General features: G+C 65.3%; 32 protein-coding genes, 1 pseudogene and 1 riboswitch. All 33 genes and pseudogenes read right to left on the bottom strand.

All coding sequences use genetic code 11. The features are described from left to right. Nucleotides 1-15: 15 nt before the first annotated feature. The 33 genes and pseudogenes from OU998_RS06835 to metE all read right to left on the bottom strand — a co-directional run bounded on the left by OU998_RS06835 (nt 16) and on the right by metE (nt 22652). Complete coding sequence (locus tag OU998_RS06835; protein ID WP_267516155.1) at nt 16-948, bottom strand: LysR substrate-binding domain-containing protein; 933 nt, start codon at nt 946-948, stop codon at nt 16-18. A 188-nt stretch (nt 949-1136) separates the two neighbouring features. Further along, nucleotides 1137-1595 (bottom strand): GNAT family N-acetyltransferase, encoded by a 459-nt coding sequence (locus OU998_RS06830; RefSeq protein WP_267516153.1) that lies wholly within the window; start codon nt 1593-1595, stop codon nt 1137-1139. Between the two features lie 94 nt (nt 1596-1689). Then, the gene (gene rplQ / locus OU998_RS06825; protein ID WP_267516151.1) at nt 1690-2109 is read right to left on the bottom strand and encodes a 50S ribosomal protein L17; all 420 of its coding nucleotides are present in this window, start codon (nt 2107-2109) and stop codon (nt 1690-1692) included. Nucleotides 2110-2219: 110 nt separating this feature from the next. Next, nucleotides 2220-3239, bottom strand: a complete 1020-nt coding sequence (locus OU998_RS06820; RefSeq protein ID WP_267516149.1) for a DNA-directed RNA polymerase subunit alpha — start codon at nt 3237-3239, stop codon at nt 2220-2222. Between the two features lie 91 nt (nt 3240-3330). Continuing rightward, nucleotides 3331-3720, bottom strand: coding sequence for a 30S ribosomal protein S11 (gene rpsK, locus OU998_RS06815; RefSeq protein WP_008264180.1), 390 nt, complete (start codon nt 3718-3720; stop codon nt 3331-3333). A gap of 9 nt (nt 3721-3729) precedes the next feature. Next, a complete protein-coding gene (gene rpsM, locus OU998_RS06810; protein ID WP_026108555.1) occupies nt 3730-4098 on the bottom strand; it encodes a 30S ribosomal protein S13 in 369 nt (122 codons plus the stop codon). 100 nt (nt 4099-4198) lie between these two features. Further along, nucleotides 4199-6688 carry a zinc-dependent metalloprotease gene (locus OU998_RS06805; protein WP_267516143.1) on the bottom strand — a complete coding sequence of 830 codons (2490 nt, stop codon included), beginning with the start codon at nt 6686-6688 and terminating at the stop codon, nt 4199-4201. Nucleotides 6689-6750: 62 nt separating this feature from the next. Further along, nucleotides 6751-6906 carry a hypothetical protein gene (locus OU998_RS06800; RefSeq protein WP_267516142.1) on the bottom strand — a complete coding sequence of 52 codons (156 nt, stop codon included), beginning with the start codon at nt 6904-6906 and terminating at the stop codon, nt 6751-6753. A gap of 611 nt (nt 6907-7517) precedes the next feature. Then, nucleotides 7518-8078 carry an adenylate kinase gene (locus tag OU998_RS06795; protein WP_267516141.1) on the bottom strand — a complete coding sequence of 187 codons (561 nt, stop codon included), beginning with the start codon at nt 8076-8078 and terminating at the stop codon, nt 7518-7520. Between the two features lie 34 nt (nt 8079-8112). Beyond that, nucleotides 8113-9492: a preprotein translocase subunit SecY gene (gene secY, locus OU998_RS06790; RefSeq protein WP_267516140.1), complete on the bottom strand. Its 1380-nt coding sequence runs from the start codon at nt 9490-9492 to the stop codon at nt 8113-8115. A gap of 262 nt (nt 9493-9754) precedes the next feature. After that, nucleotides 9755-10216: pseudogene (gene rplO, locus OU998_RS06785) on the bottom strand (50S ribosomal protein L15); the annotation flags it as partial. A 165-nt stretch (nt 10217-10381) separates the two neighbouring features. Further along, on the bottom strand, nt 10382-10570 hold the full coding sequence (gene rpmD / locus OU998_RS06780) for a 50S ribosomal protein L30 (RefSeq protein WP_183194946.1): 189 nt from the start codon (nt 10568-10570) through the stop codon (nt 10382-10384). A 2-nt stretch (nt 10571-10572) separates the two neighbouring features. Beyond that, nucleotides 10573-11181, bottom strand: coding sequence for a 30S ribosomal protein S5 (gene rpsE / locus OU998_RS06775; protein ID WP_008262674.1), 609 nt, complete (start codon nt 11179-11181; stop codon nt 10573-10575). 12 nt (nt 11182-11193) lie between these two features. Then, the gene (gene rplR, locus OU998_RS06770; RefSeq protein WP_154726238.1) at nt 11194-11550 is read right to left on the bottom strand and encodes a 50S ribosomal protein L18; all 357 of its coding nucleotides are present in this window, start codon (nt 11548-11550) and stop codon (nt 11194-11196) included. Nucleotides 11551-11553: 3 nt separating this feature from the next. Then, complete coding sequence (gene rplF, locus OU998_RS06765; RefSeq protein ID WP_267516134.1) at nt 11554-12087, bottom strand: 50S ribosomal protein L6; 534 nt, start codon at nt 12085-12087, stop codon at nt 11554-11556. 1 nt (nt 12088) lies between these two features. Next, nucleotides 12089-12487 (bottom strand): 30S ribosomal protein S8, encoded by a 399-nt coding sequence (gene rpsH, locus OU998_RS06760; RefSeq protein WP_054765468.1) that lies wholly within the window; start codon nt 12485-12487, stop codon nt 12089-12091. A 15-nt stretch (nt 12488-12502) separates the two neighbouring features. Beyond that, nucleotides 12503-12808, bottom strand: coding sequence for a 30S ribosomal protein S14 (gene rpsN / locus OU998_RS06755; RefSeq protein ID WP_135195330.1), 306 nt, complete (start codon nt 12806-12808; stop codon nt 12503-12505). 19 nt (nt 12809-12827) lie between these two features. Then, a complete protein-coding gene (gene rplE / locus OU998_RS06750; RefSeq protein WP_154726240.1) occupies nt 12828-13388 on the bottom strand; it encodes a 50S ribosomal protein L5 in 561 nt (186 codons plus the stop codon). Continuing rightward, on the bottom strand, nt 13388-13696 hold the full coding sequence (gene rplX, locus OU998_RS06745) for a 50S ribosomal protein L24 (protein ID WP_008263379.1): 309 nt from the start codon (nt 13694-13696) through the stop codon (nt 13388-13390). Before rplX ends, rplE begins: the two co-directional genes overlap by 1 nt. A 1-nt stretch (nt 13697) precedes the next feature. Then, nucleotides 13698-14066, bottom strand: coding sequence for a 50S ribosomal protein L14 (rplN, locus tag OU998_RS06740; RefSeq protein WP_003164378.1), 369 nt, complete (start codon nt 14064-14066; stop codon nt 13698-13700). 18 nt (nt 14067-14084) lie between these two features. Next, nucleotides 14085-14327 (bottom strand): 30S ribosomal protein S17, encoded by a 243-nt coding sequence (rpsQ, locus tag OU998_RS06735; RefSeq protein WP_267516110.1) that lies wholly within the window; start codon nt 14325-14327, stop codon nt 14085-14087. Nucleotides 14328-14337: 10 nt separating this feature from the next. After that, nucleotides 14338-14535 (bottom strand): 50S ribosomal protein L29, encoded by a 198-nt coding sequence (rpmC, locus tag OU998_RS06730; protein ID WP_008263673.1) that lies wholly within the window; start codon nt 14533-14535, stop codon nt 14338-14340. Continuing rightward, nucleotides 14535-14975, bottom strand: coding sequence for a 50S ribosomal protein L16 (rplP, locus tag OU998_RS06725; protein ID WP_267516103.1), 441 nt, complete (start codon nt 14973-14975; stop codon nt 14535-14537). The genes rpmC and rplP overlap by 1 nt, the downstream gene beginning before the upstream one ends. A gap of 3 nt (nt 14976-14978) precedes the next feature. Next, a complete protein-coding gene (gene rpsC / locus OU998_RS06720) occupies nt 14979-15734 on the bottom strand; it encodes a 30S ribosomal protein S3 (protein ID WP_183194940.1) in 756 nt (251 codons plus the stop codon). Further along, nucleotides 15734-16114: a 50S ribosomal protein L22 gene (rplV, locus tag OU998_RS06715; RefSeq protein ID WP_267516099.1), complete on the bottom strand. Its 381-nt coding sequence runs from the start codon at nt 16112-16114 to the stop codon at nt 15734-15736. The genes rpsC and rplV overlap by 1 nt, the downstream gene beginning before the upstream one ends. A gap of 3 nt (nt 16115-16117) precedes the next feature. Beyond that, nucleotides 16118-16396: a 30S ribosomal protein S19 gene (rpsS, locus tag OU998_RS06710; protein WP_008262211.1), complete on the bottom strand. Its 279-nt coding sequence runs from the start codon at nt 16394-16396 to the stop codon at nt 16118-16120. A gap of 2 nt (nt 16397-16398) precedes the next feature. Then, the gene (rplB, locus tag OU998_RS06705) at nt 16399-17235 is read right to left on the bottom strand and encodes a 50S ribosomal protein L2 (protein ID WP_267516094.1); all 837 of its coding nucleotides are present in this window, start codon (nt 17233-17235) and stop codon (nt 16399-16401) included. Between the two features lie 4 nt (nt 17236-17239). Continuing rightward, nucleotides 17240-17542, bottom strand: a complete 303-nt coding sequence (locus OU998_RS06700) for a 50S ribosomal protein L23 (protein WP_135195322.1) — start codon at nt 17540-17542, stop codon at nt 17240-17242. Next, on the bottom strand, nt 17542-18180 hold the full coding sequence (rplD, locus tag OU998_RS06695) for a 50S ribosomal protein L4 (RefSeq protein ID WP_267516091.1): 639 nt from the start codon (nt 18178-18180) through the stop codon (nt 17542-17544). The genes OU998_RS06700 and rplD overlap by 1 nt, the downstream gene beginning before the upstream one ends. Next, entirely contained in the window at nt 18180-18929 is a 750-nt protein-coding gene (gene rplC, locus OU998_RS06690) for a 50S ribosomal protein L3 (protein WP_267516088.1), read from the bottom strand. The genes rplD and rplC overlap by 1 nt, the downstream gene beginning before the upstream one ends. Before the next feature lie 21 nt (nt 18930-18950). Continuing rightward, nucleotides 18951-19256: a 30S ribosomal protein S10 gene (gene rpsJ / locus OU998_RS06685; RefSeq protein ID WP_105563630.1), complete on the bottom strand. Its 306-nt coding sequence runs from the start codon at nt 19254-19256 to the stop codon at nt 18951-18953. A gap of 295 nt (nt 19257-19551) precedes the next feature. Then, entirely contained in the window at nt 19552-20316 is a 765-nt protein-coding gene (locus OU998_RS06680) for an acyl-CoA thioesterase (protein WP_267516085.1), read from the bottom strand. Then, nucleotides 20313-22652, bottom strand: a complete 2340-nt coding sequence (gene metE / locus OU998_RS06675; protein ID WP_267516084.1) for a 5-methyltetrahydropteroyltriglutamate--homocysteine S-methyltransferase — start codon at nt 22650-22652, stop codon at nt 20313-20315. The genes OU998_RS06680 and metE overlap by 4 nt, the downstream gene beginning before the upstream one ends. A 109-nt stretch (nt 22653-22761) precedes the next feature. Next, a riboswitch (cobalamin riboswitch) is annotated at nt 22762-22961 on the bottom strand. Nucleotides 22962-23194 lie beyond the last annotated feature (233 nt).

Here is a 23194-nt window from a genome sequence, read left to right as displayed (position 1 = left end):
ATCTTGAACTTATCTTCAGAAATTGGGCGCGCTGGCGGGCGTTTCCGCAGCGCCGCTCGGCGGCGGGGGGCTGACCTCCCCTTGCGCGACCAGCCAGTCGCGGAAGGCGTCCACGGCGGGGTCTTGCCGTCCCTCCGGCCGCAGAAAGGCGAACCAGGACGGACGTTCGACAAAGCCGAAGGGCGCCGCCAGCCGCCCCGCCGTCACGTCCGGCGCCACAAAAGCCCAGGGCGCGATGGCGACGCCCATGCCGGACACGGCGGCCTCGACCATCGAATGATTATGCGCGAACTCGCGCTCCACCTTCGCCGGCGGCAGGTCTAGCCCGGCCAGTGCGGCCCAAGTCGGCCAAGCCCGACGGAAGGTGGCGGAGCGCAGGCGTGGGGCGGCGGCGACGGCCGCCAGGGTGGGAAGCCCTGACATCAAGGCCGGCGCCCCGACCGGCCCCTGATGCTGGGACAGGAAGCGCGTGGCCTGGGCGCGCGGATAGACCTCGTCCGGTTCGATGATGCGGATGGCGCCGTCGAATCGATCACGTCGGTAATCAACCGGCGAATAGGATTCCGACAGCCGCACTCGAACCTCGGGATGGGCTGCGAGAAAATCGGGCAAACGGGGGATCAGCCATTTCAGCGCGAAGGTGCCCAGGCAGGAAATCTCGATCTCCCGCGCGGCGCCGTGGCGGGTCGCCTGGACCGCATCGGCTATCGCGCCGAAAGCCGGGGTCAGCCGCTCGGCCAACTGCACCCCCGCCTCGGTCAGGACCAGAGCGTGACGAGGACCGGCCACCAGCACCACCCCCAAAGACGCCTGCAAGGCCGCGATCTGGCGACTGACCGCGCCATGGGTGACGCAAAGCTCGGCGGCGGCGCGGGTCATGCTGCCGTGGCGGGCGAAGGCCTCGAAGGTGCGCAGGGCGTTCAGCGGCGGCGGCGCGGCGGACCTCATGTGACTTCCCCTCACAGACCCCTGCCCGCTTAATCGATTTCGGCCTCGAGGGAAATCGGCTCCAAGCTGGTCATGCCCCAGTTCGACCCGCCGCCGCGCCCGCCCCGACGCACCCGCCTGGACAAGATCGCCTACGGCCTGTGCGTTCTGCTCATATGGATCCTGGCCCTGGGCGAGGCCTTCACCGGCTAGAGCCGCTTCTCCATGAAGACGTCGGCGCGGGCGTAGGGGGTTGGGCGGGCCGGCAGGTGGAGGAAGCCGAAGCTCTCGTACAGGGCGATGGCCGGCTTCAGGGCGCTGTTGGTCTCGAGATAGAGCAGAGACGCGCCGTCGGTGCGCACCGCCGCCTCGCAGGCCTCCAGCAGGCGCCGCGCCAGGCCCAGACCGCGTGCGGCGGGCGTCACCGTCATCTTCGACACTTCAAAGCCGTCAGGAATACGGATCAGGGCGCAGCAGCCCACCGCCTCCCCGTCCCGTTCGGCGATGAAAATCCGGCCGCCGCCGGCGATGAAGACCCCGTGCGGATCGTCGATGGACCGCCGGTCCTTGGCCTCGACGGAGAACCCGCCCTCGGCCAGCCAGGCCTCGTTCAGCCGGGCCCAGGCGGCGGCGTGGTCGGGGCGGTATTCGACGATGGCGACGGACATCCGCGCCCCTTGCCCCATGTCCGTTCAAAGCAAAAGGGCGGCCGGATCGCTCCGGCCGCCCTTTCGAACATCAGTCTCGTCAGAGACGAAAGGCTTAAGCCTCGTCGTCGCCTTCGAACACCAGGACCGGACCGGAGTCCTTGCCCTTGGCTTCGACGTCGCGATCGACGAACTCGATCACGGCCATCGGGGCGTTGTCGCCGTGGCGGAAGCCCGCCTTCATGATGCGGATATAGCCGCCGTTACGCTCGCTGTAGCGCGGGCCGAGCGTTTCGAACAGCTTGCCGACTTGCGGCACGTCGCGAACCTGGCTGATGGCCTGACGACGCGCGTGCAGATCGCCCTTCTTGGCCAGGGTGACCAGCTTCTCGACGAAGGGACGCAGTTCCTTCGCCTTGGGCAGGGTCGTGGTGATTTGCTCGTGCTTGATCAGCGAGGCGGCCATGTTCGCGAACATGGCGGTGCGGTGGCTGCTCGTGCGACCGAGTTTACGATGGGCGGCGCCGTGGCGCATCTGGGTCTCTCCTACTCCGAGCCCGGTATCTTCCTTGAGGAAGACCTAGGCTCGTAATCTTCTAACCGCCCCGACATTCTCCCCGAGAGGAGACGGGCGGAGGGTTGAACTTAGATCTGGTCGTCGAACTTCTTGGCCAGGTCTTCGATGTTTTCGGGCGGCCAGTTCGGCACATCCATGCCGAGGCTGAGACCCATCGTCGCGAGAACTTCCTTGATCTCGTTCAGCGACTTGCGGCCGAAGTTCGGGGTGCGAAGCATTTCGCCCTCGGTCTTCTGGATCAGGTCGCCGATGTAGACGATGTTGTCGTTCTTCAGGCAGTTGGCCGAACGGACCGACAGCTCCAGCTCGTCCACCTTCTTCAGCAGGGCCGGGTTGAAGGGCAGGTCGGGCTTGCCGTCCGACTGCTCGACAGCCTTCTTGGGCTCTTCGAAGGTGATGAAGATCTGAAGCTGGTCTTGCAGGATGCGCGCGGCATAGGCCACGGCGTCAACCGGCGTGACCGCACCGTTGGTTTCGACTTCCAGCAGCAGCTTGTCGTAATCCAGCGACTGGCCCTGACGGGTCGGCTCGACGCGATAGGCGACGCGCTTGACCGGCGAATACAGGGCGTCGACGGCGATCAGGCCGATCGGCGCATCTTCCGGACGGTTCAGCTCGGCGGCCACATAGCCCTTGCCGTTTTGGACGGTCAGTTCCATGCGGACCGACGCGCCGTCGTCCAGGGTGCAGATGACGTGATCGGGGTTCAGAACCTCGATGTCCGCCGGCACGTCGATCTGGCCGGCCGTCACGACGCCGGGGCCCGTGGCGCGCAGGGTCATGCGCTTGGGGCCTTCGGCGTGCATGCGCAGCGCCAGTTGCTTGATGTTCAGGACGATGTCGACCACGTCTTCCCGAACGCCTTCCAGCGACGAGAATTCATGAACGACGCCGTCGATCTGGATGGCGGTGACAGCCGCGCCTTGCAGCGAGGACAGCAGAACGCGACGAAGCGCGTTGCCGAGCGTCACGCCGAAGCCACGCTCGAGGGGTTCGGCCACCAGGCGCGCCTTGCGCTGGGCGTCGGAACCGATCTCGATCTGCGGCTTCTCGGGACGGATCAGCTCTTGCCAGTTTCTTTCGATCATTTTGTCCCTCGAACGGGTTTCGTCGGCTCCGGCCTTGTCGACGAGGCCATGGTGGAGCCGACGGAGATGGGGGTGCTTTAGGCGGTGTCGCTTAGACGCGACGACGCTTGGGCGGACGGCAACCGTTGTGCGGCATCGGGGTGACGTCGCGGATGGTGGTGATCGTCAGACCGACCGACTGCAGCGCGCGCAGGGCCGATTCACGGCCGGAACCCGGACCGGAGACGTTCACTTCCAGCGTCTTCACGCCGTGTTCTTGCGCCTTCTTGCCGGCGTCTTCAGCGGCCATCTGGGCCGCATACGGGGTCGACTTACGCGAGCCCTTGAAGCCCATGTGACCGGCCGACGACCAGGAAATCGCGTTTCCTTGCGCGTCGGTGATGGTCACCATGGTGTTGTTGAAGCTGGCGTTCACGTGGGCGACGCCCGAGGTGATGTTCTTGCGCTCGCGCTTCTTTACGCGACCCGGTTCCTTGGCCATGTGTCTGTCTTACTTCTTCTTGCCGGCGATCGGCTTGGCGGGGCCCTTGCGGGTGCGGGCGTTGGTGTGCGTGCGCTGACCGCGGACCGGCAGGCCCTTACGGTGACGCAGGCCGCGGTAGCAGGCCAAGTCCATCAGGCGCTTGATGTTCATCGACGTCTCACGGCGCAGGTCGCCCTCGACGGTGTGATCCTTGTCGATGGTTTCACGGATCGACAGGACTTCGGCGTCCGTCAGCTGGTTCACCCGGCGAGCCGGCTCGATGCCGACCTTTTCGGTGATGTCCTTGGCGGCGGCGGGGCCGATGCCATGGATGTACTGAAGCGCGATTTCAACGCGCTTGTTGGTCGGGATGTTGACGCCAGCAATACGGGCCACGAAATTCTCCAGATACGCGTTAGTCAGACGCAACAAACGCTCCGGTTAACAAACCAGGAGCGTGGCGCCCTTCGCGGGAAGGCGCCCTTATACAGATGATTCACATCGCGTCAACGCCTGAGCGCAATGACGGCGACTGGAGCCCGCACAACCAGCAATCCACGTCGCCGATCGGGCTGCCCGGGGGGACGGCGACGGGGTGACGTTGATCGTTCAACACTTGATCCAATCGATCGCGATCGGTCAATAGGCCGCTCAGCCAGCGGTCGTGCGTGCGTTGCACCGGGTCGGCGGCGCGCGAGCCCCGCAGGCGGGCGCCGATCGTCTCCAGTTCGGCGTCGATCAGGGCGGCGGCGGTGCCGGATAGGTCCTTGCCGCGCGCCAGCCCGGCCAGGGTCAGGACATATCGGGCCTGAACCCGACGCGCCGGTTCGGCCAAGCGTCCTGCTGCGGGCTTGAAGACGGCGGTCGTGGTTCGATCCAGCACGGCGGGCAGACCCAGGGCCTGGGGATCGCGGGCGGTCGATTCGACCAGCCGGTTGACACGTTCCGGCGCGAACAGGCCCGACAGGGTGACCTCTGCCGCCACATCGGCCGCAGCCCCTGCGTCGAATCCGCGCCCGGTCTCGCCCGGGAAGACTTCGATCTGGTGCTGAATGTCGCCGTCGCCCGACTGCTGCTGCGCCAGCAGGTCCAGCAGCGGCACGGGCAGGACCAGCTCGGCCGGATCCAGGGTGGCGATCAGGGCGTCCAGCGCCGCCGACTGAGTCGCGGCCGGAACCGGCGTCGCCACCTCGCGCCCGTCACCGACGACGGGGAAGCCGTAGTCGGTCCCCCCAACCAGCTTCAGCACCGCGTCCACCTGGTAGCGGTGATACAGATAGATCGGGACCAGCCGGCGTCGCAGATCATTGACCGGCGATCCGGCCGGCAGGTTGCGCAGACCGAACCGGTCCAGGGCGATGCGCCGCACCTGCATCAGGTGGCTTAGTTCTGCGACCGAGTCCGCGCCATTGTCCCACAGACTGCCCCAGGGCTGGCCCATCGACGGCACGCGCGCATCAGCGTCAGAGACGAAGCGCAGCCGCGCGGCCCCTGCCCTCGCCTTGGCGTCCAGGGTCGCGGCGTCGGCGGGCGCGTACAGCCAGTCGATGGCGAAATCATCCCACGCCCCCATGCCGACGCCGTAAGCCTGGGTGAAGTCGAACGCCTGATCCTCCCCAATCCCGATCACCGGCACCGGATAGTCCATCACCGAGGCCCGCTCCTGGGTCGAGGCCGCGAAATTGTGCATCAGGCCGATGGCGTGGCCGACCTCGTGCGCCGACAGCTGACGGATCCGGGCCAGGGCGACGCGCTGGGGATCGTCCTGGGCGCCCGTACCGGTGCGGTCTGCGCCGACCAGGCCTTCGAAGATCAGCATGTCCTGACGGACGCGCAGCGAACCCAGCAGGACCGAACCCTTGACGATCTCGCCGGTGCGCGGATCGACCACGCTCTGGCCATAGGACCAGCTGCGCGTCGCGCGATTGACCCAGTTGATGACATTGTACCGGGCGTCCATCGGATCCACGCCCTCGGGCAGAACCTCGACGCGGAAGGCGTCGATGAAGCCCGCCTTGTCAAAGGCGTCGGCCCACCACAACGCGCCCTCGACCAGGGCCGAACGGATCGGCTCGGGCGCGGCGCGGTCGACATAGAATATGATCGGCTTGACCACGGTCGAGCGCGCGGCCTTGGGATCGGTCTTCTCCAGCCGGAAGCGGCTGGCCAGACGCGAAACAATGGGCTCATCCAGCGGCGCCGAGAAGTCGGCCACCACCTGGTTCATCGCCCCGGTGCGTGGATCGAACGGCCGCGCCTGATAGCCGTCGTCCGGCAGTTTCACGAAACTGTGGTGGACGTTGAAGGTGACCAGACGGGAGTCGGGGGCGATGCGCGACACCTCGCGTCCCGCGTCGTCCGAAGAGAAGGTCAGGCGCGCCTCTAGTTCAAGGTTCTCAGGAAAGGCCCTGGCGGCCGAAGCATCGACCAGGCTCAGATCCGCGACCGGCTTGAACGTTCCCTGCCCCGCCTGTTTCAGGGCGGCGGCGATGCCGGTCGCGTCCCAGGTCAGGAACTTGCCGATGTCGACCACCACACCGCCGTCCGAGGTGCGGCTGTCGATGGCGCCGGACCAGACGGTCGAGCTCAAGAAGGCGTCACGCGCGGCCGCCTGTTCATCGACCGAGCCGTTGGGCGCGCGATAGGCGGGGTTCTCGTATTCGGCGACGACGCGATCGCCGATCTTGCGGAAAACCAGGATATGGGTCGGACCAATCTGGGCGCGGTCCAGGCCGGTGACCGCCGACCCGACGCCGGTCCGCAGGGTGGTGAAATGGATGACCCGCGCCATGACGCCGTCGGCGTCCGGGGCCGGCAGTTCCAGCTTCACAGTTCCCTTGTCCTGATCGACCTGCAGAGGGAACAGACCGTCGATAGTCTGGACGGACGAGGCGGTGGGCGGAGAGGCTGGCGCCAGGGCCAGGGCGGGCGCCGCGCCGCAGGCCAGAACCAGGGCGAGCGCCGTCGCCGTCGTCATTCGCATCATCGAACATCCCCCGTGAGCCGCCCATAGAGGGGCGCGCCGAAAGGCCTGTCAACGAAGGCCGTTCAACGCCGAGGCGGAATGCCGAAGTCAATGCCGACCGTCACCGGCTGCCCCTCGACGGGACGGCCGTTCTCAGTCGCGGGCTGGAATCGGAAATAGCTCGACACCGCCAGCCCGCCCGCGCCGAAGCCGAAGCCGGCGGGGCTTTCGCTGACCACGCGACAGGCCTCCAGCCGGCTGTCCAGGCGAATGCGGCAAGACAGCTCGACCCGTCCATAGCGGCTGCGGGCCTCGCGCGGGTGATTGGCGCGGATCTGGGCCAGGGTCGGGCTGGTGAGCAGGCGCGGACCGGCCGCGCCGCTTCCCGGGCCTGAGCCCGAGCCGACGCCAGAGCCGCTGCCGCTCCCCTGCCCGCCCTGGCCGAAACCGGGCGCCGGCGAAGGCGCGGGCGCGATTCCGACGACCGGGGCCGGGTCGGGCGCGGGCCGAGGCGGCGCCGGCAGTTCGCGCGGACGCTCCTGTTTCGGCGGCGGGGGCGTGTGAATGCGGGACGGCGCGGCCGGGGCGCGCCCCCGGTCTCCGGCGCAGGCGGCTCAAGCGAGATCGGCGGCGGGGGGGCATACAGCAGGACGTCGACGGGATGCGGCTGCGCACCCGCGATCTCGGGCGCCCTGCCCTTCACCTGGCCCAGCAGAAGCGCCAGGCCCAGCTCGGCCCCCGCCACCCCGACGAAAACGGCGAAGGCGCGCCAGCGTTTGCGGGCGCGCCTTCGGTCATGAGGGGTCTCAGCGTCTGGCATCGGTCGTCTAACGCCCGACGTCCGGTTTGGTCACGCCAGGGCTTCGTCGATCGCCTTGGCCACGGACTCGATCGAGCCCATGCCGTCCGCCTCGGTCAGCTTGCCCTGGGCTTCGTAATAGGGAAGCAGCGGGGCGGTGTTGCGATTGTAGGCCTCCAGACGCACCACGAAGGTCTCGGGATTGTCGTCGGGGCGGCCCTGTTCGGCATAGCGTTTCGCGATCCGCTCCAGCAGGGCGGAATCATCGACCTTCAGCCGCACCACGGCGTCGATCTGGACGCCGCGCTTGGCCAGCATGGCGTCCAGGGCCTCGGCCTGGGCCACGGTGCGGGGGAAGCCGTCGAAGATGGCGCCGCCGGCGGCCTCGGCCTCGGTCAGGCGGTCCTCGATCAGGGCGATGACGATCTCGTCCGTCACCAGATCGCCGCGCGCCAGCACGTCCTTGACCTTGAGCCCCAGTTCCGAGCCCGAGGCGATGGCGGCCCGCAGCATGTCGCCGGTCGAGAGCTGGACCATGCCCTTCTCTTCGACCAGCCGCTTGGCCTGTGTCCCCTTGCCCGCCGCCGGCGGTCCGAACAGGATCAAGTTCACGCTTAGGCCCTCCCCTTAGGCTTTGTTCTTGGACTTAGCGACGAACGGGCGTGGCCGCGCCACGACCGCCGCGACCGCGCAGCTTGGCCTTCTTGATCAGGCCCTCGTACTGGTGCGCCAGCAGTTGGGACTGGATCTGGGCCACAGTGTCCATCGTCACCGACACCACGATCAAGATAGACGTTCCGCCGAAGTACAGGCTGTTGCCCATCTGGGCGACCATGAACTCGGGCAGCAGGCAGACGGCGGTGATATAGGCCGCGCCGATCACCGTCAGACGGGTCAGGACATAGTCCAGATACTCGGCCGTGCGCTTGCCCGGACGGATGCCCGGCAGGAAGCCGCCGTACTTGCGCAGGTTCTCGGCCGTGTCCTCCGGGTTGAAGGTGATCGAGGTGTAGAAGAAGCAGAAGAAGATGATCAGGGCCGCGTACAGGGCCATGAACAACGGCTGGCCGTGCGTCAGCTGCGCCGTCACCAGCGGCAGCCAGCTCATATAGCCGGGCAGATCGGCATTGGCCGTCAGGCTGGCCACCGTGGTCGGCAGCATAAGCAGCGACGAGGCGAAGATCGGCGGGATGACCCCGGCGGTGTTGACCTTCAGCGGCAGGAACGAACGCTCGCCCCCGGCCATGCGGTTGCCTTCCTGGCGCTTCGGATACTGGATCAGCAGACGACGCTGGGCCCGTTCCATGAAGACGATGAAGACCACGGTCACGACCGCCAGAACGGCGATGAAGAACAGGGCGAAGGCCGACATCTGACCCTGCTGGGCCAGGCCCAGCATCCGGGCGATGGTGGACGGCAGAACCGCCACGATGCCGGCGAAGATGATCAGCGAGATGCCGTTGCCGACGCCGCGCGCCGTCACCTGCTCACCCAGCCACATCAGGAACATGGTGCCGCCCGTCAGGGTCACGACGGTCGAGACCAGGAAGAAGATCCCCGGATTGTCGACCAGACCCGGCTGGGCGTTCAGGCCCGCCGCGATGCCCAGCGACTGGGCCAGGGCCAGGAACACCGTCAGATAGCGGGTGTACTGGTTCAGCTGCTTGCGGCCGCTTTCGCCGCCTTCCTTCTTCAGCTTCTCCCAGGGCGGATACACGGTGCCCATCAGCTGCACGATGATCGACGCCGAGATATAGGGCGCGACGTTCAGCGCGAAGATGGCCATCCGCTCGACCGCGCCGCCCGAGAACATGTTGAACATGTCCAGGATGCCGCGCTGACCCGAGGGGTCTTGGAAGAATTGCAGGAAGGCCTGCGAATTGATGCCCGGGATCGGAACGTAAGTCCCGATGCGATAAACCAGCAAGGCGCCCAGCGTGAACAGCAGGCGCTTGTGCAGCTCGGTCGCTTTCGCGAACGAGCCCATGTTCATATTGGCGGCGAGTTGTTCTGCGGCCGAAGCCATTATGCGTCCCCACGACTGACTGAGTCGTCAGATAGGCGGAAAGCGGCCCTCATGCGAGGGCCGCTTCCGTTGTTTCGTCGTCGCAGGTGTAATCAGGCCACGGCCTAGTTCAGCCGCGACGACGCGTTGCTTAGGCCTTGGCGGCGGCGCGCTTGGTGCGGGCCGAGATCTTGTTTTCGTCGCCCAGACGCGGCTTGGCGGGCGGAACCTTGCCCTTGGCCAGGTTGCGCTTCTCGATGCGGGCGGCGGCCTTGGCTTCAGCGGCGATGCGTTCTTGCACGACCGAACCGCCAGCGGCTTCGATGGCCTTGATGGCGCCCGAGGAGGCCGACCAGACGACCAGGTTCAGGGCTTGCTTCAGCTCACCCGTGCCCAGCAGACGCACGCCGTCCTTGACGCGACGGATCACGCCGGCGGCGACCAGGGCGTCGCCCTTCAGTTCCGACTTGGCGTCCAGCTTGCCGTCGTCGATGGCGTCTTGCAGGCGCCACAGGTTCACTTCGGCCAGCTTCAGAGCGTTGGCGTTGTTGAAGCCACGCTTAGGCATACGCATGTACAGCGGCATTTGGCCGCCTTCGAAGCCGCCGATGGCGACGCCCGAACGCGACTTCTGACCCTTGACGCCACGGCCAGCGGTCTTGCCCTTGCCCGAACCGGGGCCACGGCCGACACGCATGCGCTTCTTGTGCGCGCCTTCGTTGTCGCGGATTTCGTTCAGTTTCATATGCCTGATCCTTTCGGGTGCTAGCGCCCGGACATCGTCCGGACTCGGCGGTTGAATTTCGTGAGGAGTGCTAGTGAGCAAAAAGTGAGCGAGAAGCAAGCCCTCGCTCACTCCTCGCTCACTAACGCTTTTCACTTTTGACAGCCGCCGAGGCGGCCGCCGGTCTTACTTTTCGACGATCTCGGTCAGGTGGGCGACCTTGGCGATCATCCCACGAACCGAGGGGGTGTCTTCCAGGGTCGACTCGCGACCCAGGCGGTTCAGACCCAGGCCCACCAGGGTGGCGCGCTGGTCGTTCTTGCGGCGGATCGGCGAGCCGGTCTGCTTGACGGTGACGGTCTTTTGCTCAGCCATGATTAGGACTCCACAGCTTCGGGCGCCGAGGCGCCGTCGTTGCGACGGCCCATCAGATCCGCGACCTTCTTGCCGCGCTTGGACGCGACTTGACGGGGCGAGGACTGGACCTTCAGCGCTTCGAACGTCGCGCGGATCATGTTGTAGGGGTTCGACGAGCCGGTCGACTTGCCCACGACGTCCTGGACGCCGAGGGTTTCGAGCACGGCGCGCATCGGACCGCCCGCGATGACGCCGGTCCCGGGAGGGGCGGCGCGCATCATGATCTTGCCGGCGCCCCAACGGCCGTTGCCGTCGTGGTGCAGGGTGCGGTTCTCGCGCAGCGGAACGCGGATCATGGTCTTCTTGGCTTCTTCGGTCGCCTTGCGGATGGCTTCCGGCACTTCGCGCGCCTTGCCGTGACCGAAACCGACGCGGCCCTTGCCGTCGCCGACGACCATCAGGGCTGCGAACGAGAACCGACGACCGCCTTTGACGGTGGCGGCGACGCGGTTGATGTGGACCAGCTTCTCGACGATGTCGGAATCCGGACCATCGACAGCGGGACCGTTGCGGTTGTCACGACGATTGCGATCGTTGCCGCCGCCGCCGCGCTGGGGTTGATGCGCCATGCTTCGCGTCCCTTAGAAGTTCAGGCCGGCTTCGCGCGCGGCTTCCGCCAGCGCCTTGACCCGGCCGTGATAGATGTACTCGCCACGGTCGAAGACGACGTCCTTGACGCCCTTCTCGATGGCGCGTTCGGCGATCAGCTTGCCGATCGCGGCGGCCGCAGCCGTGTCCGAACCGCGCTTGCCCTTGCCGCCTTCCAGCGACGAGGCCGACGCGACGGTCACGCCTTGGGCGTCGTCGATGATCTGGGCCGAGATGTTCTTGTCCGAACGGTACACCGACAGGCGCAGACGGCCGTTGGCGACGGCCTTCAGGCGGCGACGGGTGCGCTCCGAGCGGCGCTTGGCTTGTTGTCGAAGAGAAAGAGCCATGACTTACTTCTTCTTGCCTTCCTTGCGACGGACCTTTTCGCCCGCGTAACGGACGCCCTTGCCCTTGTAAGGCTCAGGCGGACGCAGCTTGCGGATGACCGAGGCGATCTGACCGACGGCCTGCTTGTCCGAACCCAAGATCTTGATCTCGGTTTGCTTCGGAACAACAAAGCTGACGCCGGCGGGCGGAACGATATCGACTTCGTGCGAGAAGCCGAGCTGCAGCGACAGGGCGTCGCCCTTCATCGCGGCGCGGTAACCCACGCCGACCAGCTCAAGCGACTTCTCGAAGCCGGTGGTGACGCCGGTGACCATGTTGTCGACCAGGGTGCGCGACAGGCCCCACATCGCGCGACCGCGTTGCGTGTCCGTGCGCAGGCCCAGCGACAGCTCGTCGCCTTCGTGCGTGACTTCGATTTCCTCGGCGACGGTCCAAGAGCTTTCGCCCTTGGGGCCCTTCACGGAGACGGTCTGACCGTCGAGCGTGACAGTCACGCCCTTCGGCACAGCGATGGTTTTCTTGCCAATACGGGACATATCAGTAGACCCTGCAGAGGACTTCGCCGCCGACATTGGCGTCGCGAGCGGCGGCGTCCGACATGACGCCCTTCGAAGTCGAAAGGATCGAGATGCCGAGGCCGTTCTTGACCGGCTTCAGATCGCCGATCGCCGAATAGACGCGGCGGCCCGGCTTGGACACGCGAGCGATCTCGGCGATGACGGGCTGACCGTCGAAGTACTTCAGCTCGATCTCGAACTGCGGAAACTCACCCGGGTTCTGAACCAGGTTGTAGCCGCGGATGTAGCCTTCGTCTTGCAGCACGTCGAGGACGCGCTGGCGCAGACGCGAGGCCGGGGTCAGCACCTTGGAACGCTTGCGGGTCGCCGCGTTCTTGATGCGAGCGATCATGTCGCTCAGGGGATCGTTGATCATCATGTCTGTTCGCTCCCCTTACCAGCTGGACTTCGTCAGGCCAGGGATCTGGCCCTGGTTGCCGAGTTCACGCAGCGCAATCCGGCTCATCTTGAGCTTGCGATAGAACGCCCGCGGACGACCCGTCACTTCGCAACGGTTGCGAATACGGCTCGGCGCGGAGTTGCGCGGCAGTTCAGCCAGCTTCAGGCGCGCGTCGAAACGCTCCTCAAGCGGCAGGTTTTCATCGTTGGCGGTCGCCTTCAGGGCGGCCCGCTTCGCGGCATACTTCGCAACCAGGGCCTTGACGGCTTCGTTGCGGTTTACGGCGCTCTTCTTAGCCATTGTTCTCTTCCCTTCCCGCTCAGTTCTTCACGAACGGGAACTTGAACTCGGTGAGGAGAGCCTTGGCTTCCTCATCGGTCTTGGCCGTGGTGCAGACGACAATGTCCATGCCCCACATCTGGTCGATCTGGTCGTAGTTGATTTCCGGGAACACGATGTGTTCCTTCAGACCGGTGGCGTAGTTGCCGCGACCGTCAAACGACGTGCCCTTCAGACCACGGAAATCCTTCACGCGCGGCAGCGCGATCGTGATGAACCGGTCCAGGAACTCGTACATCTGGTCGCCGCGCAGGGTGACCTTGCCGCCGATGACCATGCCTTCACGCAGCTTGAAGCCGGCGATGGAGTTACGGGCCTTGGTGGCGACGGCCTTCTGACCGGCGATGGCCGTCAGATCCTTGAGGGCGGCGTTCGCCTTCTTGGAGTCCGCGACGGCTTCGCCGATACCCATGTTCAGGACGATCTTGTCCAGCTTGGGCACCTGCATTTCGTTCGTGTAGCCGAACTTTTCCTTCAGCACCTGGCGGATGCGCGCCTGGTACTCGCCCTTGAGGCGCGGAGTGTACTTCTCGGTAGCCATCAGATGACGTCTCCCGTCGTCTTGGCGATGCGGACCTTGGTGTCCCCATCGATCTTGAAGCCGACGCGGGTCGCCTTGCCGTTGGCGTCGGCGATCGCGACGTTCGACAGGTGAAGCGAGGCTTCCTTGTTCTTGATGCCGCCCTGCGGGTCAGCCTGGCTCGGGCGCGTGTGGCGCTGAACCATGTTGACGCCTTCAACCAGGACGCGGTTTTCGGTGGGCAGGACCTTCAGCACGTTGCCCGTGCGGCCCTTGTCCTTGCCGGTGAGGACGACGACGCGGTCGCCCTTCTTGATCTTGGCGGCCATGTTACAGGACCTCCGGAGCCAGCGAGATGATCTTCATGTGGTTCTTGGCGCGCAGTTCGCGGGGAACCGGGCCGAAGATCCGCGTGCCGACAGGCTCGTTCTGCTTGTTGACGATGACGGCGGCCGACTTGTCAAAACGAATGACCGAGCCGTCCTTGCGTTGGATGTCCTTGGCGGTGCGCACGACGATGGCGCGAACAACGTCGCCCTTCTTCACACGGCCGCGCGGGATGGCTTCCTTCACGGAGGCGACGATTGTGTCGCCGATCGAGGCGTAGCGGCGCTTGGAGCCGCCCAACACCTTGATGCACATGACCCGGCGGGCGCCCGAATTATCGGCCACTTCCAGGTTAGTTTGCATCTGGATCATAAGATCAGATCCTTCTGATTACGAGGCGGAGGCGTTGGAAAGGACTTCCCAACGCTTCAACTTGGACTTCGGGGCGCACTCGACGATGCGAGCGATGTCGCCGACTTTGAGCGCGTTGGCTTCGTCGTGGGCGTGATATTTCTTCGAAAGACGAACGATCTTCTTCAGAACCGGGTGAAGCAGCGTGCGCTCCACCTTCACGACGACGGTCTTGTCGCCCTTGTCGGACACGACCACGCCTTCAAGAATTCGCTTGGGCATATTCGTTTCCTTACGAGGCCGCACGCTTCTCGCGCAGAAGCGTCGAGATGCGAGCGATGTCTTTGCGGACTTCACCAACGCGGTGAGTCTTTTCCATTTGGCCGGTGGCCGCCTGGAAGCGCAGGTTGAACTGTTCCTTCTTGAGCTTCAGCAGCTCGTCGGACAGTTGGTCGGTCGTTTGCGACCGCAGATCGGCGATCTTGGTCATTAGGCGGCTACCTCGACATGGGCGATGCCGGCGTCGATGCGGGTCACGACCTTGGTGCGGACCGGCAGCTTGGCGGCGCCGAGACGGAGGGCTTCACGGGCGACTTCGTCCGTGACACCGTCGATTTCAAACAGGATGCGGCCCGGGTGGCAACGCGCGGCCCAGTGGTCCACGGCGCCCTTGCCCTTACCCATCCGGACTTCGGCCGGCTTGCCCGTGACGGGCAGGTCGGGGAAGACGCGGATCCAGACGCGGCCCTGGCGCTTCATCTGGCGGGTGATCGCGCGGCGAGCCGCTTCGATCTGACGCGCCGTGATGCGTTCCGGCTCCAGCGTCTTCAGGCCGTACGACCCGAAGTTCAGCGAGAAGCCACCCTTGGCCGAGCCGTGGATGCGGCCCTTGAAGGCCTTGCGGTACTTGGTCTTCTTCGGTTGCAACATGACTTAGTTCTCACGTCCCCGGTCGCGACGCGGACCGCGGTCGCCACGGGGGCCGCCGCGTTCGCGGCCTTCGTTCGAGGACGGACCCGACGCTTCCTGGGCCCAACGCTTGTCCTGGGCCATCGGATCGTGCTCGAGCACTTCACCCTTAAACACCCAGACCTTCACGCCGATGATGCCGTAGGTCGTCTTGGCTTCGTAGAAGCCATAGTCGATGTCGGCCCGCAGGGTGTGAAGCGGCACGCGACCTTCGCGATACCATTCCATCCGCGCGATTTCAGCGCCGCCCAGACGACCCGAGACATTCATCCGAATGCCCTTCGCGCCCAAACGCATCGCCGACTGCATCGACCGCTTCATTGCGCGGCGGAATGCAACACGACGTTCCAGCTGCTGCGCGATGTTCTCGGCGATCAGCTGAGCATCGGTTTCCGGCTTGCGGACTTCGATGATGTTCAGGTGAACTTCACCTTCGGTGCGCGCCGAGATGTCCTTGCGGAGCTTCTCGATGTCAGCGCCCTTCTTACCGATCACGACACCCGGACGGGCGGCGTAGATGGTGATCCGGCACTTCTTGTGAGGGCGCTCGATGATGATGCGCGACACGCCAGCGGCGGCCAGACGTTCCCGCAGCCACTCGCGCAGCTTCAGGTCCTGGTGCAGCAGGCGGGAATAGTCGGCGCCGGCGGCGAACCAACGGCTGTCCCACGTACGGTTCACGCCGAGGCGCAGACCGATCGGATTGATTTTCTGACCCATCAGGCGGCCTCGCCGGCTTCACGGACCACGATAGTGATCTCGCTGAACGGTTTCAGGATGCGCGACGAACGGCCACGAGCACGGCTCGCGAAACGCTTCATCACCAGGTTCTTGCCCACATAGGCCTCGGAAACGATCAGGTTGTCGATGTCGAGGTTGTGGTTGTTCTCGGCGTTCGAGATCGCCGAATACAGGACCTTGCGGACGTCGGTCGCGATACGCTTACGGCTGAATTCCAGCTCGTTCAGCGCCTTCTGGACCGGCATGCCGCGGATCGATGCGGCGACCAGGCCCAGCTTTTGCGGGCTGATGCGTACGTTGACCAGCTTGGCGCGGGCCTCGGTCGGGGCGACCCGACGCTCATTTTTTGTCTGGGCCATCAGTTACTTCCTTTTGGCCTTCTTGTCCGCCGCGTGACCCGGGAAGTTCCGGGTCGGAGCGAACTCGCCGAGCTTCATGCCGACCATCTCTTCCGAGACCGACACGGGCACATGCTTCTGACCGTTATGGACGCCGAACGTCAGACCGACGAACTGCGGCAGGATGGTGGAGCGGCGCGACCAGGTCTTGATCACGTCCTTGCGGCCCGACGTTTGAACGGCGTCGGCCTTCTTGAGCAGATACCCGTCGACAAACGGGCCTTTCCAGGAGGAGCGGGCCATTCTTAGCGAGCCTTCTTAACGTGGCGGGTACGGATGATGTACTTGTCCGTAGCCTTGTTCTTGCGGGTACGGGTGCCCTTGGTGTCCTTACCCCACGGCGTGACGGGGGTGCGACCACCAGAGGTCCGGCCTTCACCACCACCGTGCGGGTGGTCGATCGGGTTCATGGCGACGCCGCGGACGTGCGGGCGGAAGCCCATGTGACGCTTGCGACCGGCCTTGCCGAGGTTCTGGTTCATGTGGTCGGGGTTCGAAACCGCGCCCACCGTGGCCATGCAGCCGTCCAGAACCATGCGAAGCTCGCCAGAGCCGAGGCGGATCTGGGCGTAACCCTGATCGCGACCCACCAGCTGGGCATAGGCGCCGGCCGAACGGGCCAGCTGAGCGCCCTTGCCCGGCTTCATCTCGATGTTGTGGATGATCGTACCCACCGGCATCGAACGAAGCGGCATGGCGTTGCCCGGCTTCACGTCGGTCTTTTCGCCCGCGATCACCACGTCGCCGGCCTTAAGGCGTTGCGGCGCGATGATGTAGGTCTTCTCGCCGTCTTCGTAGGTCACGAGGGCGATGAAGGCCGTGCGGTTCGGATCGTATTCCAGACGCTCGACCGTGCCGACCATGTCCCACTTGCGACGCTTGAAGTCGATCTTGCGGTACAGGGTCTTGGCGCCGCCGCCACGGAAGCGGACCGCGATGCGACCGCCCTGCCCGCGTCCGCCCGACTTGGTCAGGCCTTCGGTCAGCGACTTTTCCGGACGGCCCTTGTGGAGCTCCGAACGGTCGACCAGCACGAGGGCGCGACGGCCCGGCGAGGTCGGATTGTAATGTTTCAAGGCCATCTGATCAGAGCCCCGTGGTCACGTCGATCGACTGGCCGTCAGCCAGGGTCACGATTGCTTTTTTGATGTCCACGCGACGGCCCAGGATACCCCGGAAACGCTTGGTCTTGCCCTTTTGAACCAGGGTGTTGACCTTCAGGACGTTGACTTTGAACAGGCTTTCGACCGCAGCTGCGATCTCGTCCTTGGTCGACGTGTCGGCGACGCGGAAGACGACCTTGTTCTGCTCGGACAGGATCGTCGCCTTCTCGGTGATGATCGGCGAGAGGATCGTGTCGTAGTGTTTGGCGGTAGGTTGAGCGGCCATTACGCGGCTTCCTTATCGCTGAAGCGGGCTTCGATCGCCTCGATAGCGGCCTTGGTCAGCACCAGCTTGTCAGCCCGCAGGATGTCATAAACGTTCAGGCCGGCGTTCGGCAGCACGTCGATGTGCGGGATGTTGCGTGCGGCCAGGCCGAAGTTCGTGTCGACTTCCGGACCCGCAATGATGAGAGCCTTGGTCCAGCCCAGCTTGCCGAGCGTCTCGCGCAGCGAGGCGGTCTTGGCTTCCTTGACCGAGACGGTGTCGACGACGATCAGGTCGCCCGACTTCACCTTGGAGGACAGGGCGTGACGCAGAGCGAGCGCGCGGATCTTCTTCGGCAGCGAGAAGCCGTGGTCGCGAACGATCGGACCAAAGGCGCGCGAACCGCCGACGAACTGCGGCGCACGGCGCGAACCGTGACGAGCGCCGCCGGTGCCCTTTTGCTTGTACATCTTCTTGCCCGTACGAGAATTCTCGTTGCGGGTTTGAACCTTGTGCGTACCGGCGCGGCGCTTGGCCAGTTGCCAGTTGACGGTGCGGGCCAGGATGTCGCCGCGGATGTCAGAGATGCCGAAGACGGCGTCCGACAGTTCCACGTCGCCAGCGGCCTTGCCGTCGAGTTGGATGACAGAGAGTTTCATTACGCTTCACCGCCTTCGGTCGCTTCGACGGGGGCTTCTTCAGCCGGGGTCGAGGCGGGTTGAGCAGCAGACTTGCTCGACTTCAGCGCACCGGGGAACGGAGCGTCAGCCGGGCGAGCCTTCTTGATGGCGTCGCGAACCTTGACGTAGCCGCCGTCATGACCGGGGACAGCGCCCTTGATCAGGATCAGGCCACGCTCGGCGTCCACGCGGACGACGGTCAGGTTCTGGGTGGTGACGGTTTCGGTCCCGTAGTGACCGGCCATCTTCTTGCCAGGGAAGGTGCGGCCCGGGTCCTGACGGTTACCCGTCGAACCATGCGAACGGTGCGAGACCGAAACGCCGTGGGTGGCGCGCAGACCGCCGAAGTTCCAGCGCTTCATGGCGCCGGCGAAACCCTTACCGATGGTTTCACCCTGGATGTCGACCTTCTGGCCCACCAGGAAGTGTTCGGCCGACAGTTCGGCACCCACGTCCAGCAGACCGTCCGCATCGACGCGGAACTCAGTGACATAAGCCCTGGGCTCGACTTCCGCCTTGGCGAAGGTCTCGCGTTGAGCCTTGTTGGTGTTCTTAGCCTTCTTCGTGCCAGCGCCCAGCTGGAGAGCGACGTAACCGTCACGCTCCTGGGTACGTTGGCCGACGACCTGGCAGCCGTCGAGCTGCAGCACAGTGACCGGTACGTGCGCGCCGTCATCGGCGAACACGCGGGTCATGCCCAGCTTCTTGGCGATCACGCCCGTGCGCATCGGATCCCGCCTCTTTCTACTTTAAATCTTGATCTCGACGTCCACACCGGCGGACAGGTCGAGCTTCATGAGCGCGTCCACGGTCTGCGGGGTGGGGTCGATGATGTCGAGCACGCGTTTGTGCGTGCGGATTTCAAACTGCTCACGCGACTTCTTATCGACGTGCGGCGAGCGGTTCACGGTGAACTTCTCGATCAGGGTCGGCAGCGGAATCGGACCGCGAACGGTCGCGCCGGTGCGCTTGGCGGTATTAACGATCTCGCGCGTCGAGAAATCGAGGACGCGGTGATCAAAGGCCTTGAGCCTGATGCGGATGCTTTGATCCATATCGGTGCTTACTTCCAATGCGGTCGGAGGACCGCGTCCCTGTGAACCATTTCAAAGACCGAAGGCCTTCGGGCAAAAAGCCCTCAGGGAACGCAAATCCGCAAAAACGATCGGCCCACGCAGTCGCCCGCGAAGGCCGTTGAAATCCCAAGAAGCTGCAAAGAACAGTGACTTAGGTCGTTCCTGCGGACCGCGTTTGCAGCGAACTGCACAGCCGGTCCAACAAGAGTGGTGGCTTATGCCTATCGATTCTGATTTCGTCAAGCGCGCAAACCCCGGCTGAGACAGGATTTCGTCACGCGGGTTCCAGCGCCGGCGACGCCCCGGAAATCGCCCGGGGGCGCCCGGCTCCATCGACCGCCACCATGACGAACTCCGCCGCTGCAGACCGCCGCCGGTCGCCCGTCAGCAGGCCCTCGGCCCACAGTTCCACCTCTATAGTAACGGAGGAACGGCCGACCCGCGTCGCGCGCGACGCCAGCTCGATCATGTCGCCTTCTTTTATGGGAGAAGAGAAGTCGATGCGGTTCGACGCCGCCATGACCATGACGGCCCTGGCCTTGCGTGTGGCGCAGACGAAGGCCGCCTTGCCCATCAGCTTCAGGGCGTCGCCGCCGTACAGGGTGCCGTAGTGATTGGTCCAGGTCGGGAAGACCATCTCCACCGCCCGCAGCCAGCCGTCGTCATTCGCCGTGTCTTCCCGCAGAGGCGGCAGGTCGCCCTGCCCCGCCGCGCGTGGGGACACCATGTTGAACCGGCCACGCGTACACAGCCGCCGCTCGCCGCTGACCGGCGTCTCGGCCCACAGCTCGACCTCGACGCCCATCGAACTGCGCCCGACGCGCACAATCCGCCCCGTCGCCTCGACCATTTCGCCGATCAGGGCCGGTGCGGCGAAGTCGATCCGTTCGCATCCGGCCGTCACGGTCGGCCGCCGCGCATGACGCGCAGCGGCCAGGAAGGCGACCTTGTCCAGGTGCGCCAGACCGACGCCCCCGAACAATGTCCCGTGGTGATTGGCGTCCCCAGGGAAGACCATATCTATAAGCGTGACGCTCACGCCGCGATGGCTTCCAGACGCGCGGCTTTGGCGGCCGACACCATATTGGCCAGCGCCGCCTCGGTTTCCGGCCAGGCGCGGGTCTTCAGGCCGCAGTCCGGGTTCACCCACAACCGATCCGCCGGCAGCTTGCCCGCAGCCGCCGTCAGCAAGGCCGCCATCTCGCCCACCGACGGCACGCGAGGCGAATGGATGTCATAGACGCCCGGCCCGATCTCGGCCGGGTAGCGATAGTCGGAAAAGGCGTCGAGCAGCTCCATCTTCGACCGCGAGGTCTCGATGGAGATGACGTCCGCATCCATCGCCCCGATGGACTGGATGATGTCGTTAAACTCGGAATAGCACATGTGGGTGTGGATCTGGGTCTCGTCCCGAACGCCGGAGGCCGTGATGCGGAAGCTTTCGACCGCCCAATCAAGATAGTCGGCCCAGTCGGCGCGGCGCAGAGGCAGACCTTCGCGCAAGGCCGCCTCGTCGATCTGGATCACCGCGGCGCCGGCTGTCTCCAGGTCCGTCACCTCGTCGCGAATGGCGAAGGCGATCTGGCGGCAGGTGGTGCTGCGCGGCTGGTCGTCGCGCACGAAGGACCAGTTCAGGATGGTCACTGGGCCGGTCAGCATCCCTTTCATCGGGCGGCTGGTCAGGGACTGGGCGTAGCGCCACCATTCCACCGTCATAGGCTTGGGCCGCGAGACGTCGCCATAGATGATCGGCGGGCGGACGCAGCGCGAGCCATAGGATTGCACCCAGGCCGCCTTGGTGAAGACGAAACCCGACAGTTGCTCCCCGAAATACTGGACCATGTCGTTGCGCTCGAACTCGCCGTGGACCAGCACGTCCAGGCCCAGATCCTCCTGCCATTTCACCGTCCGCGCCGTTTCCTCGCGCAGGAAGGCGGCATAGGCCGCATCATTGATAAGGCCCTTGCCGTGATCGGCGCGGGCTTTGCGGACTTCGGCCGTCTGGGGGAAGGAGCCGATGGTGGTGGTCGGATAGGCGGGCAGGTTCAGACGCCGTTGCTGGACCTGGCGGCGGATCTCGAAGCTGGAGATCCGGCTCGCCAAGCCAGGATCGGTGTCCGCCGCTCGCGTCTGCACCTTGAGGTCATTGATGCGGGGCGAGGTACGGCGCGAGGCGACGGAAGCGGTCGAGGCGTCCAGCACCGGCTTCACCGCAGCACGTCCTTCATTCAGCGCCTGCGCCAAGGTCGCCAGTTCAGCGACCTTCTGCACGGCGAAGGCCAGCCAGTCCTTGATTTCCGGGTCAAGCGCCGTCTCCCGCTCCAGATCGATGGGCGTGTGCAGCAGCGAGCAGGAGGGGGCGATCACCACCTGGCGTCCCGCCGCGACCAAGGGCTCGATCTTGTCCAGCACGGCGTTGAGGTCGGCCTTCCAGACGTTGCGGCCGTCGATCACGCCCAGCGACAGCACCTGATCGGCCCGCGACGCCGAGGCGACCTGAGCCAACTGTTCCGGCGCGCGGACCAGATCGATGTGCAGGCCCTGAACCGGCAGGCGCAAGACCGTGTCCAGATTGTCGCCCAACGCCCCGAAATAGGTCGTCAGCATCAGCTTGATCGGCGGCGTCACATCCGTCAGCACCCGATAGGCGTGATCATAGGCCGCCTTCGCCTCGTCGCTCAGATCCGTGACCAGGCAGGGCTCGTCCATCTGCACCCAGGTGGCGCCGGCGCGGGCCAAAGACCGCAGCACCTCGGCATAGACCGGCAACAGGCGCGGCAGCAGGCTGAGCACGTCGAAGGCGTCGCCCCGGGTCTTGCCCAGCAACAGATAGGACACCGGTCCCAGCAGCACCGGTCGGGTCTCGATCCCCTGGGCCTTGGCCTCCAGATACTCGTCCAACGCCTTGGTCGAGCCCAGGCGGAACACCTGGTCAGCCGTGAATTCGGGCGCGAGGTAATGGTAGTTGGTGTCGAACCATTTGGTCATCTCCATCGCCGGCGTCCCCTCGCCGCTCGCATGGACATGGCCGTGTGCGCACACTTGGCCGCCGCCGCGTGAACCGCGGGCCATGGCGAAATAGGTGGCCAGATCGACCCGGTCCTCGCCCCAGCCGTAGGCGGTCGGCACGGCGCCGACCATGGCCGTCAGGTCGAGCACCTGATCATAAAGAGAGAAGTCGTTCGACGGCACGATGTCGGCGCCCAAGGCGCGTTGGCGCGCCCAGGTCTGGCCGCGCAGGTCGGCGGCGGTGGACAGCAGAGCCTCTGCGTCGGTCTTTCCGGCCCAATAGGCCTCGAGCGCGGTCTTCAGCTCTCGTTTGGGGCCGATGCGGGGAAAGCCGAGGGTGGCGACCTGAACGGTATGGCGGGTCATGACATTCGAAACCTGTGTTGTGGCCAGGTTTCGGACAGGGTCGCGCGGACGCCGACGCGGACGTGCGGGGTCCGGCGGCGCGCATGCGGCCTGACCGGGCACCCCGCCGGAGGACGTTATCTGTCGGGGCAGGTCTCCTGGCTCACGGGTCGACGCCTCGGATCCGGCCTTCCCGGCGCGGACGCCAGTGACACGAGATGGACCCTCGACTCGCCGCTTACAGTTGCGGGGGCAGCGCCGGTTTCACACCGGCTTCCCTCTTAGCTCCCCGCACCGAGACACGGGGAGACCACGACGACTGAGAATGGCCTCACAATCTGCCGGCCGTCAATACATATAAGGATATGCTTATACGATTATATGATTGATCGATCTTAACACCTTGCCCCGAGATGCGCGCACCCCTGACACATTGCGACCACAAGGCGTGGCGGATGGGCCACACGACAGTTTCAAGACACTTATGTAACGACGGTTTATTGCTCCGCTTGGGCCGTATCCTGATAGCAGCCGCCCTCCTCGGACCCCCATCCGGGTTGAGA

Source organism: Brevundimonas sp. SL130, from assembly GCF_026625805.1.
Lineage (GTDB): Bacteria > Pseudomonadota > Alphaproteobacteria > Caulobacterales > Caulobacteraceae > Brevundimonas.
This window is presented reverse-complemented; position numbering and strand designations above follow the sequence as displayed.